Annotated in this window: 14 protein-coding genes and 3 pseudogenes; 9 read left to right on the forward strand and 8 right to left on the reverse strand. The window is 69.5% G+C overall.

Annotation, left to right across the window (positions count from 1 at the left end; all coding sequences use genetic code 11):
• Window positions 1-1,684 (reverse strand): prolyl oligopeptidase family serine peptidase (locus ACN6LD_RS22470; RefSeq protein ID WP_445044100.1); only part of this gene is annotated, 1,684 nt, incomplete at its 3' end.
• Between the two features lie 153 nt (window positions 1,685-1,837).
• On the opposite strand from ACN6LD_RS22470, the gene ACN6LD_RS22475 reads away from it, so the two are divergent.
• Complete coding sequence (locus ACN6LD_RS22475; protein WP_445044101.1) at window positions 1,838-2,197, forward strand: hypothetical protein; 360 nt, start codon at window positions 1,838-1,840, stop codon at window positions 2,195-2,197.
• A 188-nt stretch (window positions 2,198-2,385) separates the two neighbouring features.
• Window positions 2,386-2,994, forward strand: a complete 609-nt coding sequence (locus ACN6LD_RS22480) for a hypothetical protein (protein WP_445044102.1) — start codon at window positions 2,386-2,388, stop codon at window positions 2,992-2,994.
• Window positions 2,995-3,057: 63 nt separating this feature from the next.
• Here ACN6LD_RS22480 and ACN6LD_RS22485 read toward each other — a convergent pair whose 3' ends face one another.
• A complete protein-coding gene (locus ACN6LD_RS22485; protein WP_319186838.1) occupies window positions 3,058-4,410 on the reverse strand; it encodes a NucA/NucB deoxyribonuclease domain-containing protein in 1,353 nt (450 codons plus the stop codon).
• A 217-nt stretch (window positions 4,411-4,627) separates the two neighbouring features.
• Between ACN6LD_RS22485 and ACN6LD_RS22490 the strand changes: the two genes are divergently transcribed.
• Window positions 4,628-5,569: a major capsid protein gene (locus ACN6LD_RS22490; protein WP_445044132.1), complete on the forward strand. Its 942-nt coding sequence runs from the start codon at window positions 4,628-4,630 to the stop codon at window positions 5,567-5,569.
• 96 nt (window positions 5,570-5,665) lie between these two features.
• Here ACN6LD_RS22490 and ACN6LD_RS22495 read toward each other — a convergent pair whose 3' ends face one another.
• Window positions 5,666-6,268 carry a hypothetical protein gene (locus tag ACN6LD_RS22495; RefSeq protein WP_319186840.1) on the reverse strand — a complete coding sequence of 201 codons (603 nt, stop codon included), beginning with the start codon at window positions 6,266-6,268 and terminating at the stop codon, window positions 5,666-5,668.
• A 158-nt stretch (window positions 6,269-6,426) separates the two neighbouring features.
• Between ACN6LD_RS22495 and ACN6LD_RS22500 the strand changes: the two are divergent.
• Together ACN6LD_RS22500 and ACN6LD_RS22505 are read left to right on the forward strand one after the other, a co-directional pair.
• A pseudogene (locus tag ACN6LD_RS22500) lies at window positions 6,427-6,567 on the forward strand (RNA polymerase subunit sigma-24); the annotation flags it as partial.
• Between the two features lie 16 nt (window positions 6,568-6,583).
• Window positions 6,584-6,724: a sterol carrier protein domain-containing protein gene (locus tag ACN6LD_RS22505; RefSeq protein WP_319186841.1), complete on the forward strand. Its 141-nt coding sequence runs from the start codon at window positions 6,584-6,586 to the stop codon at window positions 6,722-6,724.
• Window positions 6,725-7,311: 587 nt separating this feature from the next.
• On the opposite strand, the gene ACN6LD_RS22510 is transcribed toward ACN6LD_RS22505, so the two are convergent.
• Both ACN6LD_RS22510 and ACN6LD_RS22515 read right to left on the reverse strand, forming a co-directional pair.
• Window positions 7,312-7,701, reverse strand: a complete 390-nt coding sequence (locus tag ACN6LD_RS22510) for a DUF2267 domain-containing protein (protein ID WP_445044103.1) — start codon at window positions 7,699-7,701, stop codon at window positions 7,312-7,314.
• Window positions 7,698-8,306 (reverse strand): annotated as a pseudogene (locus ACN6LD_RS22515) (ATP-binding protein); the annotation flags it as partial. The pseudogene ACN6LD_RS22515 and the gene ACN6LD_RS22510, both read right to left, overlap by 4 nt.
• Window positions 8,307-8,441: 135 nt before the next feature.
• Here ACN6LD_RS22515 and ACN6LD_RS22520 point away from each other — a divergent pair.
• Entirely contained in the window at window positions 8,442-8,795 is a 354-nt protein-coding gene (locus tag ACN6LD_RS22520) for an MFS transporter (RefSeq protein ID WP_445044104.1), read from the forward strand.
• 87 nt (window positions 8,796-8,882) lie between these two features.
• Here the strand turns inward: ACN6LD_RS22520 and ACN6LD_RS22525 are convergent, their stop codons facing one another.
• From ACN6LD_RS22525 to ACN6LD_RS22535, 3 genes and pseudogenes are all read right to left on the reverse strand, one after another.
• Window positions 8,883-9,584: a response regulator transcription factor gene (locus ACN6LD_RS22525; protein WP_319186843.1), complete on the reverse strand. Its 702-nt coding sequence runs from the start codon at window positions 9,582-9,584 to the stop codon at window positions 8,883-8,885.
• 115 nt (window positions 9,585-9,699) lie between these two features.
• Window positions 9,700-9,828 (reverse strand): annotated as a pseudogene (locus ACN6LD_RS22530) (CBS domain-containing protein); the annotation flags it as partial.
• 3 nt (window positions 9,829-9,831) lie between these two features.
• Window positions 9,832-10,272, reverse strand: coding sequence for a cyclic nucleotide-binding domain-containing protein (locus ACN6LD_RS22535; protein ID WP_415924816.1), 441 nt, complete (start codon window positions 10,270-10,272; stop codon window positions 9,832-9,834).
• A gap of 532 nt (window positions 10,273-10,804) precedes the next feature.
• On the opposite strand from ACN6LD_RS22535, the gene ACN6LD_RS22540 reads away from it, so the two are divergent.
• Genes ACN6LD_RS22540 through ACN6LD_RS22550 form a run of 3 tightly spaced genes read left to right on the forward strand, consistent with a single transcriptional unit; the run spans window position 10,805 to window position 13,022 of the window.
• Window positions 10,805-11,089, forward strand: coding sequence for a universal stress protein (locus ACN6LD_RS22540; protein ID WP_445044133.1), 285 nt, complete (start codon window positions 10,805-10,807; stop codon window positions 11,087-11,089).
• Window positions 11,090-11,121: 32 nt separating this feature from the next.
• Window positions 11,122-12,144, forward strand: a complete 1,023-nt coding sequence (adhP, locus tag ACN6LD_RS22545; RefSeq protein WP_445044105.1) for an alcohol dehydrogenase AdhP — start codon at window positions 11,122-11,124, stop codon at window positions 12,142-12,144.
• Window positions 12,145-12,149: 5 nt separating this feature from the next.
• Complete coding sequence (locus tag ACN6LD_RS22550; RefSeq protein WP_445044106.1) at window positions 12,150-13,022, forward strand: universal stress protein; 873 nt, start codon at window positions 12,150-12,152, stop codon at window positions 13,020-13,022.
• The last annotated feature ends 40 nt before the right edge of the window (window positions 13,023-13,062 follow it).

A 13,062-nucleotide genomic window follows, 5' to 3' on the forward strand; every position in this document is an offset into this window, starting at 1 on the left:
CGTCGGTGTCGCCCTGGAAGGACCGCAGGTCCCACAGGCCCGCGTGGCTCACGATCGCCTTGAACCGATCAGTGCTCGTGGCGACCCGGTTGGCCATGTAGCCGCCGTAGGAGCCGCCCCCGAGCGCGGTGCGCGCTGCATCGATGTCGTCACGGGCCTCGGTTGCGTCGGTCAGCGCCATCACGTCCGTGTACGGGACCCCGCCCCACTGCCCCCAGCCTCGCCGATGGCCCTCCTGACCGTAGCCGGTCGACAGGGCCGGGTCGGGAAGCAGCACCGCGTAGCCGCGGGCCGCGAACGGCCACGGGTTCCACCGCCAGGTCCAGCCGTTCCAGCTGCCCTGCGGCCCGCCGTGCACGGCGACGAGCAGCGGCGCGGGGTTCTCGGCCGACGCGCCCTCCGGCAGCACGAGCCAGCCGCGCAGCCGGTACCCGTCCGCCGCGTTGGCGTGCACCTCGGTGAGGGTGCCCGGCAGCGCGTCGAACGCACCGGGGGCGGGCAGCTCGACCGGCGTCTGGTCGGCGACGCCAGCCTCGAACCTGACCGGCCGCGGCGGCGAATCGATCGCGTTGCGCAGCGCGTACAGCGTCCGCCCGTCGGGGGCCACGCAGAGCGAGCTGTACGCGCCCGAGGCGGTGAGCCGGGTCACGGTGCCGTCCGCGTCCCGCTGGAAGACGGGCGCGTGACCCTTCACATCGGCCATGAAGAAGAGGGCGTCGTCGACCGTCGAACAGACGGTGCCGACAGGCCAGTTGTCGAACCCGGGGAGCAGATCGACGGCCTCGCTGCCGTCCACGCCGACCCGGACGAGCGTCATGTCCATCGACTCGTCGTAAGTCGGCCACGTCATCCGCGAGCACACGACCGCCGAGCCGTCGTGCGTGAACACCGGCGCCTCGTAGAGATGCTCCACATCGCCCAGGACGAAGACCTCCTCGCCGGTGGCCGCGTGTGCCACCACCACGGCGGTGCGGTTCTCGGCGGGCACCCGGCCGGGTACGAACCGGGTGTAGGCCACTCGCGTCCCGTCGGGCGACAGCGCCACGTCCCCGGGGTGCTCGAGGCCGACGCCCTGCCCGCCGGCGTCGACCACGGCGCCCTCGGCCCCCGCGCGCACGAAGGTGTGCTGTTCCTCGGGGCCGAGATCGCGGTCCCAGGCGCGGGTCGGCCCGGCCTCGTACAGGATCGCGGTGACCTTCGCGTCCTTGCGCGCCGTGCGCAGCTTGCCGTGCGCGTCGGCGTCGGCGGCCCCGGGCAGCAGCCCGGCGGTGTGGGCCAGCGCGCCGGACTCCCGGGCGACAGTGAACGCGGTGATCCCGCCCGGGTGGCGGGCCACGACGGCGGCCTCACCACGCCCGGGCAGCGCCCACAGCGCGGCACCCTCGTGCTTGTCCTCCTCACTGCCGTCCTCGCGTTCCGACAGGAAGTACAGCACCCCGTCCGGGCCGAACGCGGGCCCGGACTCGCCCTTCCCTGACCGGGTCAGGCGCAGCGCCTCGCGCTCCCCGGCCGGATCGATCTCCCACAACCCGGACACGAACCTGGTCCGGTCCTGCGACAGCGTCTGCACGGTGGCGACGAGACGGCCACCGTCGGCGGACAGCGCAAGGGAGTTGACGCGAGGCTGGGCGAGGAACGCGGGCAGGTCGTGGTAGGCGGTCGTGCCACCGGGGATCGCAGACATGCGGACGATTCTTGCTCGCGAAGGAGGCGGTGAACAGCGGATTACGGGCGCCAGCCCGCCATGGGTGCCTGCCGCCCGTCCGGCGAAGCGCAGAGATCCCGCCTCGATCGAAGTGATCGGACGGGATCCCGTCAACCGCCTACGAGCTGACTCGTGAACGACGCCTCCGGTCACAGCAACACGTTCAAACCGCTGCACGCACCCGACGCTCACGGCCGGGGGAGCGGCCGCCCGGACGGGGCCCGCGACGTCGTTCCGCGCGGGGAACTGACGCCGCGTATCGCCGCGCTGCTCGCGGCCCGCCCGTACGTCACGGCCGCCGGCGCCAGCGAGCGGCTCGGCATTCACCCCGGCACCGCGCAGCGCGTGCTGCGCAGTGTGCGCATGCAGGCCGTTGCCGCCGCCCTCCTCGCCGAAGCGCCGGCCACGAGCGCAGACGATATCGCGGTACCTCGGGCTGGGGTATGTCGGCGGGAGGCGGGATGGTCATGTGAGAACTTTCGGCGCTGTTGATCGGGGCGGATAGTCGACAACCGCCGTCACCAAACGGTTGTACCGCGAAGCCGTAGAACGCTGGAGGGGTTACGGGGCGTTGATGCGGACGCGGCGGAGGGGAAGGTGCGTGCGACCGCCGACCGGTTTCTGACGTTGGCTGACTGGTGCCTGTGCACCGAAGGCGGTACTCCTGGCAGGCTCTAGCCATGTCAGAGATCAGTCATGCGGGGGCCGTCAGCGTGGAGTACGGCCACTTTCCCGTCGGAGAGTTGTGGGAGCCGGGATTCGAGCGCAAGGAGAGCAAGCCAGACTTCGGGTCTGACAAGCCGGTCATCGTCGGCCCCGGCCAGATCGTGATCAGAACCAGCATGCAAGAGCACACTGCTCTCGTCGGGCTGGCCCTGAGTCATCGGCAGGGCGAAGCCCCAGGCCCCCCCTGGACATTGCTCGCCGCGGAGCACTACCGGCCTGTGTACACAGGCCGCATGGCCCCGTTCGACACGATGAACGGCCCTGCTAAACCGGCCGAGGCGCCGATCGGCGCCTTCGGCCGGCTGTCTGAGCCGGGTGACGCAAGCCTCGCTCTCGATCCATCCCGTATCTACGACGTGCACGTGTGGGCCCAGGGACGGGCCGACTCGCGCGACCGGTTCGAGGCCGATTCGAAGCAAGACGCGAACAGCAACTGGTACGAGGCGTACGCCGTCGTCTTCGCGCCGTCCGGAAAGCAGACACCACCAGCTCCGGCGCCGCGGGTCAGCCGACGAGAACAGCTCACAGCCCGGCACGGTAAGCCGCCGCTTGGCGTGCGCTGACCGACCCACGCGTAGGGGGAACGGCCGCTGCGACCGTTCCCCCGCCATACCCGAAAGCAGCGATCAGTACACGATGATCCCGTACTCGTTGTTGTGAAGCACTCGGTCGCTGCCGTACCAGGTGCCCAGTTCACGGCCCGCTTGCCCGTTCTCCGCACCCGGCACATAGCGGACGGAGAAGTTCCCGTCCCCCACGCCAGCACCTTCCTTGGTGGAGGCGAACGGGAACTCATCGCACTGGTACGTGTCGTTCGGCCGGCTCAGCCCCCGGCACGCGGCGTCCTTGGCGTTGCGATTCTTCCGGGTCACCTCGGCCGCGGCAGCGTCGTAGTTGGTCCAATTGCGATGCAGAGGCCGCCTACCGCTCCAGATGTCGCCTGGGATCACCTTGCCCGCCTTGGTCGGGTAGGTGGTCTGCGGCTTGTACAGGGCGTCGTAGACGTGCTTCGCGACGCCTGCGGTGTCGGCCTGGGCGCGATCGTACGAGAACGTCGGCACAACCCGGTCGAAGACCACGCCTTGGTCGTAGAAGTTGCTGCCCAAGGACTTCGAGGAGTCGAACCGCAGACCGCTTTGGGGACCGCCGCTCCAGGGGGTAGTAGCACCGCCGCCGGTGACCTTCCAGTTGTGCTGGTAGACACAGGTCGCAATATCGTCCGGGCCTATTCCGGAACCCCGGGCCGACACCAACCCGTAAGCGATGTACTCATCCCGCCAGTCACCCACGGTCGTGGTGAAGGGGTTCGAGGAGATGTCGGCCACCTGGCAGGAACTGGCGGAGGGCCATCCTGCCTGGGCGACATTGAAGCTCATCAGCGCGGAGTCGTTGAACTTGCCGGACGCTACGACCTCGTCGGTGTGGACCTCGATCAACGCATCCCGCATGTTGTCCGAGCCGGTCCCGATCTCGGTTTCCCGGAACCGGACCATCCCCTCGACGGCGCCTTCCCCATTGAGCTTGACGGCGGTGTTGTACCCCCAGCGGCAGAAGCTGAAGTGATTGATGACCTTGCCCACCGTGCTGTGCGCATCAGCCCTAGCCCGGCACTGCTCCTTGGTGAGAGCCTGAGCAGACCGAATCCGCTTACCTGCGGCCTTGTCGCCGGCTTCGGCTACATACGTCGCTCCGCTGTCGCGTGCGATCTTCTGTTCGTCAGCCTCACTCGACGGTTCCGGCACCGGAGGCGTCTCGCTGGTCTGCAACCGCTCCACCGCGACGGCAGAACGCTGCGAGGTCAGAGCCGACCGGTAGTCGGACCCCAACGGAATGTCGACGGGTGCGCTCGACCGAAGCCAGACGGTCTGCCCCTGATTACCGCCCGTGACATCCGCCGCCTGGGCGCTAGTGCCGCTGAGTAACGCCCCGAGACTGACGAAGCCGAGAGCGAGTGCTGATAATCGTCCGGAAGTACGCAAGATGCTTCTCCTCCCACCGTGAACGGGAAGATCACCCCATCAAAGCTGACGACCTCGAACTATGACCGGTGTCACGGTTTGCACAGGAACCCCACAGCTTTGGTCAACTACTCGGTGACTCAAACCAGTTGTCAAATTGTGGGTGGGTCGCGCCGACCGGAGTCGCAGTGCGGAAGCTACGCGCGGCGTAGCCCCCGATCACACCCCTGACACCGGAATGCTGACGGGAGGCAGTCGACGAGAGAGGGCCGACGCTGGCGTGACCCGGCGAACTGAATCAGGCAGGAAGAAGGAGTGCGGATTGTGCAGGGCCCCACTTGACTTGGGGCAGGTCGTGAGCGGCATCATCAGCCGTGCCAACGCGCTCAAGACGGCCGGTGGAGGCATGGGACAGGTGATCTCCTACCGGCACCCGTACCCGCAGGAACTCATTGTCACCGACTCCAGCTCCGCGCCCGAGGGCACGACCGTGGCGATCGCCGCGCAGTCCCAGGCGCGGCTTCCGCAGGGTGAGCTCGTCGCGTCGGGCGGCTGGTGCGCCCCGTCGGAGACGCTGTACGACATCACCGGCGTGGCCTGCCCGGACATGCTGTGGGACGCCCCCGAGCTCCAGCTGTCGCGTGGCGGCCTGCGCTACTACAAGCCGCTGTCCCTGGACGTCGGCGCGATGACGTGGGTCCACACCGAGGCCGACGACATCTCCGGTGCGACGAAGCCCTGCTACCGGGTGCCGTGCCCGGACCCGGTGGAGGTCCGCTGCGACGCCGTCGGTGTGTGTCTCCAGGCCAGCATCCTGACCCAGCGCCATTTCCCGGAGCTGGTGGCCTGGTACCTGCGGAACGCGATGGTCGCGCACGAGATCCGCGTGAAGCCGGTCCTGTTCCAGCAGGCCCTGAACACGGCGACGCCGATCACGCTCGCGCCGTCGTTCGGCGCCCTGTCCGCGATCTACAACGCGGTCGCGCTCCAGGCTGCCGACGTCATCGAGCGGCACAGCCTCTGCGAGACCACGGCCCTCGAGGTCGTGTTCCCGTGGTGGTCGAGGAACCTGTTCCTCGGCGACCTGGCGCGCTATTACCTTGTGCCAGAACCCAGGCAGGCCCAGTGCCGTGTCCGACCGGAAGCTGGACGGCCACCTCGTACCCTGAGGCCACCCTGATCGAGCCGAGGCTGACCCGCCGTGCGACCAGGGTGCCGCGCACGACGGCATGAGAAGGGGCCCGCACTCGGGTGAGCGCGGACCCTGGTGTCGCGGTCACGGCGGCTCGACCAGGAACCGGACGCCGTCCACTACGAACTCGCCGTAGTGGAGGGCCGATCCGATGCTCTCCAGTCTCTCGTACTGGTCCTCGGACAACGACGCACCAGGCGTGTACTCGGCAGCCCTCAGCAGCACCCGCAAGGCCAGGTCCGGCGTGCAGCGGTGAGCGCAGCCGACGAGCGCCTGGCGCACCTTGGCGGTGAGGAACCCCATCCGCTCGATCTCGGCGACGACCGCGTTCCGGTGGATCAGGCCGTCGTCCGTGTCGGCTCCGGTGAGCGGGCGTACCTCCGCTTTCGCGGACAACCAGGCGTCACAGACGCCGACGACCGTCCGCGTCCACTCGGCTCCCGTGGTGCGCCGGAAGCTCGGGCCATACTGCGATCCGGCCGTCCACAGCACCTCCTGTGTCTCCGACGGAAGGCCGCCGAGGAGCGTCAGTGCATCGCGACGCACGGCTAAGGCATACTCGTCGGCCCCTTGCGGCAGGTGCCGCGCGACGAGCTCAGCAGCGGTCTTCGCCTCATAGATCCAGTCCTGGTGGAAAAAACTCATCACCCATGAGGCTCCGAAGTCGAACTCGGTGAAGCGTTGCACCGCAGGTCATCTCCTTCCTTCGGGTAGCAGGTTTGCACGTAGTAGCCCAGGGGCGCCTCGCCTGGCCCCCCCGAGGCGCTCTCACCAGCTTGATGAAGCAGCCGTTCCCGTGGCCCTGGGGGCGGGCCGGGCTGCGGCTGAGTGAGTGGGCCAGCGTCCTGCGCCTCGACGTGCTCGACAGGCAGATCCAGACCATCCGCTCGGTCATCAACCCCGACAAGCTGGGCCACCTGGGCCCGGTCGCCCACGCCTGGGCCATCGACCACGAGGTGAAACAGGCCCGTCGGCAGATGAACTGACCTCGACGTTGATGAAGTGGCTTTGTACTTCGGTGGCATGTCGGCGCGCCACCTGGCGCATGCGGGCCACATCACTACGCACGCCGACGACGCGATCGGACGTCTTGCTCGGATGTTTTGGACCGACCCCGAACCGCACAACTCCTTCGGCTTCTGACCAAACTCCATCGGCCGACCTTTGGCACGTCACTCGAACACCGCATGATCCTCGACGGCGTCGGGAGCTAACAATGGGACACAACGGCGCGGTGACATCAATTCACATCGACATTGATCATGCGCGTGCCCCTCGAGTGACTCCCGAACTCACCTCGAAATGGAATCCACAGAAACTGACACAGCCAATGAAGACTGGGTTGTGATTGTGACAGGTTGTTTTGGCTCCACTTCGACACTGGAAGTGGCTCTACTTGGGGTGTGACGGGGCGCGTGTGAGGGGCTTCAACCTGGCTCTGGCAAGTTGTTTGGGCTCCACGCCGATTGGGTGGGTTCTCTGGCCGTGGAGGGGGGCCGGGACGGTAGCGTGAAACGCATCGGATCCGGACCGGACGGAGGGCCCCGACAGGCTCGACGGACCGCAGGAACTCGACCCGTGTTCGATCCGGGACGGTCGGATTCTCCGATCCGCGGTGGACGACGAGGACGGGCATTGGTTCGGCCGTCGGAGAACGGACGGACCCAACTTGGCCACGGCCGGCGCCCCCCTTGGGGCGCGGGCCTCGGTCCGGGGCTTGAACCGTCAGGTCAGCCGGCGGGTCTGCCGAACAGGGGCCAGTAGTCGTGGGGCAGTTCATGCAGGAGTTGCGCGGTTAACTCCTGGGGTTGCGTGTCGGCGAGGCAGGTCAGTACGACCTCGGCGTCCCAGCGGGCGGTGATGAGGTCCGTTTCGTTCAACTCGGCCATCCGGCGGCAGAACGCCTCCGCGCTGAACTGCTCGGCTTCCGTATCCGTGCGGCTTTCCAGGGCCTCGGTCAGGAAGGCGGGCAGTTCGCGGGCCAGGACCTGGGCCGTGGGCGGGCTGATCCGGTCGGCCAGCACCTCCAGGGCAGAGGCGAGGATCTGCTCGGCGTGGGCGGTGTCGCCATAGCCGCTGCGGTGGCGGACTTGGGCTAGGAATGCGTCATAGCTGGTCATGCCTGCGTGGCCCTGCGTCGTGCTTGCTTCTCCTGGGTCTGGGCTAGGCGGAAGCTGTCGGTGCCGGTCTCGATGATGTGGGCGTTGAACGTGACCCGGTCCACGATCGCCGAGCAGAGCCGCGGATCGGTGAAGGTCTGCTTCCACTCCGACAACGGAGCGTTCGACGCGATGGCGATCGCCCGTCGTTCCCCGCGTTCGGCGAACACCTGGAACAGCAGCTTCGCGCCGGTCTTGTCCAGGTCGAGGTAGCCGAACTCGTCCAGGCAGAGCAGGTCGACGCGCCCGTAGCGGGCCAGCGTCCGGTTCAGCTTCTTCTCGTCCGCGGCCTCGGCGAGCTCGTTCACCAGGTTCGCCGTGGTCGTGTAGCGGACCCGTAGACCCGCCTCGGCGATCGCGGTGCCGATCCCGATCAGCAGGTGCCACTTGCCGGTGCCGGAGTCCCCGATCAGGTAGAGCGGCAGGCCGGCCTTCACCCAGGCCGGGTCGGCGAGGGTGTTGACCTGCTCCGGGACGATGTTCGGATTCTTGTCGAACTCGAAGTCCTCCAGCCGCTTGGGGCGGGGGAGAGGGCGGACGACATGGTCCAGCCGACGACGTCGACGAGCGGCAGCGCACCGAAGGGCACGCCGGTGTCCGGACGGGACTGGCTGATGCCGGCCCTGGCCACCGTCGGGTTCGCGGTGAACTTCTGGGCGTGAGCGCTGCTCAGCCGGCTCGGTCCCGGTCCAAGGACAGCCTTGACCTGTCGTCCTTCCAGCAGCCGCTGCTTCCACCAGTCGCTGCTGGTGGCGGCGCCCGTCGTGGTCGGCTCTCCGGGCCGCAACCCGGTCGGCGCGCTGACCGACCGGTTCGGGGGCAGGGTCATGTTCCCGATCGTGTCGGCCGTCACCGTCGTGCCGGTCCTCCACCTCGGCCCGGCCGGTCACTCCTCGCTCACCGCCCTGCTGGTCGGCGGGTTCTTCCTCGGCGTCGGCGGCAATGCCTTCGCCGTCGGCGTGCCCCTGGTCAACGCATGGTTTCCGCCCGAGCGGCGCGGCCTCGCGATCGGCGTCTTCGGCGCAGGCGTGGCGGCACCGCGATCAGCGCCCTGACCACGGTCAGGTTCGTCGACGCGAAGAGCATGTCGACCCCGTTCCCGATCACCGCCACGGTCCTTGGCGCGATGGGTCCGCGGTCGATCACTTCTGCCGATGGTCGCCCCTGTCCGGCTGCTCCAGGTGGGAGGCGAGGACCGCTGCCTGGACCCGGCGTTGCACGCCCAGCTTGGCAAGGAGACGGGAGATGTGGTTCTTGACGGTCTTCTCCGACAGGTAGAGCTTGTTGCCGATCTCGCGGTTGGTCAGCCCGTCGCCGATCAGGGCCAGGATGTCCCTCTCGCGCGGTGACAGGCTCGCCAGTTCGGAGGGCACGGCAGGGCTGTCGGCGGGATCCGCCCGCAGCGAGCGCATCAGGCGGGCGGTGGTCGCCGGGTCCAGCATCGACTGGCCCGAGGCCACCGTGCGGACCGCCGAGACCAGGTCGGATCCCTTGATCTGCTTGAGGACGTAGCCGGAGGCGCCGGCCATGATCGCGTCGAGCAGGGCCTCCTCGTCGTCGAACGAGGTCAGCATCAGACAGGCCAGCTCCGGCATCTGGCTGCGCAGCTCCCGGCAGACCGAGATGCCGTCGCCGTCCGGGAGGCGCACGTCGAGGACGGCGACGTCGGGGCGCAGAGCGGGCCCGCGCGCCAGCGCGTGTTCTACGGTGCCGGCGTCGCCGATCACCGAGATGTCGGGCTCGGCGTCGAGCAGGTCGGCCAGGCCGCGGCGGACGACTTCATGGTCGTCCAGCAGGAACACCCGGATCGGGTTCTGCTCGGTGAAAATGCGTGGCTCTGGCATGGCGACCCCTCGTTCCCCGGTCGAGGACAGACTGCGGGCTGTCCCTCACGCCGATCATCACGTGCCCGAACCGAATCCACCAGGGCCGACCGGCCCCACTCGCCTCGAGGGGTGCGGCCAGGTCCTGGTGGGTGCGCAGGAAGACCTTGAGCGGGTCGGCGCGGCTGACGACGCCTTCGAGAATGCCCAGGGCATCGACCACGGGGAGCCGCTTGACCTCGGCCCGGACCATGATCCGGGCGGCGGGTCAGATGAGGCTGCCGGCGCCGTACGGGGCGTACAGGTCCAGGAGACGGGTCCTGGCCGAGCGGAGACGGTGGGCGAGTACGTCGCCCACCCATCGGGCGACGTCGTTGCCGAGGGCCGGGTCGTCCCGGCACATCGACCCGACCGCCGTGGCGTCGAACTCGTAGGCCCGCACCGGAGTGGTCGCCTCGGCCCCCAGGTGCCAGACGTGCGGGGTGAAGAGCCAGGACCAGCCGACCAGTTCGTTGTGCCCGAGGCTCTCGATGACGGCGGCCCGACGGCCGGGCACGCGCATGTCGAGCTCGATCGTGCCGGTGCGGATGATCCAGAAGCGGTCGGCACGTGTGCCTTCCTCGAAGAGGCGTGTTCCCTGGGGGATGGACACCTCCCGGGCGACGCGCATGAGCCGCAGGCGGTGATCGGCGGACAGCGAGCGCAGCATGCTGGGTGTGCGGGAAGTGTTCACGGCGCAGCCTCCACGGCGGGATGCAAGGACTTCCAGGACCAGCGTGTGTCGAGTCCGCCGACCAGGCCATGGGCCACCCGGTCCACCGATCGGGCCGTTCGGTACCGGAGCGGTCGTCCTCGGTCCGGAGCTCAGGAGCGTGCGTGAGCCCCGGCCCTGATCGTCCTGGCCGTTGCGCCCGCCGGCGACACCCTGGGCGCGGGCCGGCTCTGGGCCGGGCTGCCCTTCGTCCGCGACCACAGCCGGCTGCGCCGACCACCGCGGCGCCGTCGGCCCCGCCCGTGGCCCGCCGCGCGCTCCGCGCCATGGGGACCGTCGGACCCGATCCGGGACCAGTGGCCCCTGCCGGCGAAGCCCCGCACAGACGAGCCTGGAATCGGATCCCCCACCCGAGGAGGTGAAGATCATGCTCCGCACCGTCACCGTGGGTCTCGACGGCTCGTCCGAGAGCAGGGCCGCGGCAGAATGAGCGGCACGCGAAGCCGAGCTGCGTGACCTGCCCCTGAAGATCGTCCACGTCTGGGAGCCGGTACCTGAGCCCATGGGCCGAACCCCCCTTCTGGGCGCCGAGACCCATCAGCACCGGACCGAGCGGATATACCCGGACGTCGAGGTCGTCGAGGAGTCCCGTTACGGCAGCCCGGCCGTCCACGTCGTGGACGCCTCCCGTGAGGCCTCCCTCGTCGTGGGCCGACGCGTCCGCCGCAGCCCGCTCGGCGCGCACATCGGCCATGTCACGCACGCCGCCCTGCACCACTCCACCGCTCCCGTCGCCGTCGTCGCCCACGACTGACCCGACCCGACATTCCCGAGGAGAAGAGACCCATGAAGGCAGCGGTCGTACGAGCGTTCGGCGAGCCCCTCGTCATCGAGGAGCGACCCGACCCCGACCCCGGCCCCGGCCAGGTACGCGTCCGGGTGGAGGCGTCCGGGCTGTGCCACACCGACATCCATGCGGCGCACGGCGACTGGCCGGTCAAGCCGACCCTGCCGTTCGTCCCCGGGCACGAGGGCGTCGGCCTCGTCGAGAAGCTCGGTGAGGGCGTCACTCACCTGGCCGTCGGGCAGCGGGTCGCCGTACCGTGGCTCGGCAGGGCGTGCGGGCGGTGCGAGCACTGCCTGTCCGGCTGGGAGACGCTGTGCGAGCAGCAGATCAACACCGGCTACGGCTGCGACGGCGGCTACGCCGAGAAGATGCTCGCCTGGGCCGACTTCGCCCAGCCGGTGCCCGACGGGATCACCGCCCTGGAGGCCGCTCCGCTCACCTGCGCGGGTGTCACGACGTACAAGGCGCTGAAGGTCGCCGAGGTCAAGCCCGCCCAGCTCGTCGCGATCTCCGGCGTCGGCGGTCTCGGGCATCTCGCCGTGCAGTACGCGAAGATCGCCGGCGCGACGGTCGCCGCGACAGACGTCACCGACGACAAGCTCGAACTCGCCCGGGAACTCGGTGCGGACATCGTCGTCGACGCCCGCGAGCAGGACGTGGGCGAGGTCCTCAAGCAGCACGGCGGCGCCCACGCGGCCATCGCGCTCGCGGTGAACGACGCCGCGTTCGAGGCCGCGGGCTCCGGGCTGCGACGCGGCGGCAAACTGGTCATGGTGGCCCTGCCGGCGCACGGCACGGTCCGCGTGCCCGTCTTCGAGACCGTCCTGAACGGGACGAGTGTGATCGGTTCGATCGTCGGCACGCGGCAGGACCTCGCCGAGGTCTTCCAGCTGCACGCGGCCGGCCGCACCAAAGTCGTCTACGAGTCCCGCCCGCTCGCCTCCGTCAACGACTCCATCGACGAGGTGCTGCGCGGTGACGTCAAGGCCCGCATCGTCTTCGATCTCGGCACCGGACGGTGACGACCATGGACCTCCCGATCGTCGTCGGCGTGGACGGCTCCGAGCCGAGCCTGCACGCGGTCGACTGGGCGGCCGACGAGGCCGCGTGGCGCGGGGCGCCTCTGAGGCTCGTACACGCCTCCCTCTGGGAGAGGTACGAGGGCGCCGCCCTCGCGCAGGACCTGGAAAAGCCGTCCGAGCAGGTCACCGCAGAGGACATCGTGCGGACCGCCGCGCAGCGGGCCCGCCTGCGTCAGACCGGCATCAAGATCTCCACCGACGTGACTCCCGAGGAACCCGAGTACGCCCTCGTCCGCGAAGGACGCAACGCCGCCGCAGCGGTGCTCGGCACCCGCGGTCGCAGCGGCCTCGTCGAGATGCTGCTCGGGTCGGTCAGCCTGACCGTCGCCGCACGCGCGGACTGCCCCGTGATCGTGGTGCGCGGCAGCGACGACGACAAGACCGGCGCCGGGACACACGGCCGCGTCGTCGTGGGCGTCGGCGACACAGGCCCGGACTCCGCCGCGCTGCGCTTCGCGATCCAGGAGGCGAGGCTCCGCGGCGCGACGCTGGACGCCGTACGGGCCTGGCGGTGCCCGGCGCACGAGACCACCGATCACCCTACGCTCGCCGGCGAACCCGCACGGCTGCACGAACAGCAGGCCGCCGGCATCCTGGAGAAGGCGCTGGAGGACACCCCGGCAGAGGTGGAACTGAGCCGGCGCACGGTCGAGGGCCCGGCCCGCAGGGTGCTCCTGGCCGCCTCACGCGAGGCCGACCTCCTGGTCGTCGGCGCGCGCCGCAACCCGAGGCAGCTCGGACTCCAGCTGGGGCGTGTCGCCCACGCCGTACTTCACCATTGCGCCTGCGCCGTCGCGGTCGTACCCGAGCGGGTGTGACGGGCCGCCCTGCTGCCCGCAAAGTCCGATGACCTGAGCC

It is taken from the genome of Streptomyces sp. SAS_272, assembly GCF_052543235.1.

Coding starts and splice junctions, on each gene's coding strand:
- ACN6LD_RS22490 (WP_445044132.1), top strand. CDS start 4,628: ATGCTGACGGGAGGCAGTCGACGAGAGAGGGCCGACGCTGGCGTGACC.
- adhP (WP_445044105.1), top strand. CDS start 11,122: ATGAAGGCAGCGGTCGTACGAGCGTTCGGCGAGCCCCTCGTCATCGAG.
- ACN6LD_RS22510 (WP_445044103.1), bottom strand. CDS start 7,701: ATGACCAGCTATGACGCATTCCTAGCCCAAGTCCGCCACCGCAGCGGC.
- ACN6LD_RS22480 (WP_445044102.1), top strand. CDS start 2,386: ATGTCAGAGATCAGTCATGCGGGGGCCGTCAGCGTGGAGTACGGCCAC.
- ACN6LD_RS22550 (WP_445044106.1), top strand. CDS start 12,150: ATGGACCTCCCGATCGTCGTCGGCGTGGACGGCTCCGAGCCGAGCCTG.
- ACN6LD_RS22535 (WP_415924816.1), bottom strand. CDS start 10,272: ATGCTGCGCTCGCTGTCCGCCGATCACCGCCTGCGGCTCATGCGCGTC.
- ACN6LD_RS22525 (WP_319186843.1), bottom strand. CDS start 9,584: ATGCCAGAGCCACGCATTTTCACCGAGCAGAACCCGATCCGGGTGTTC.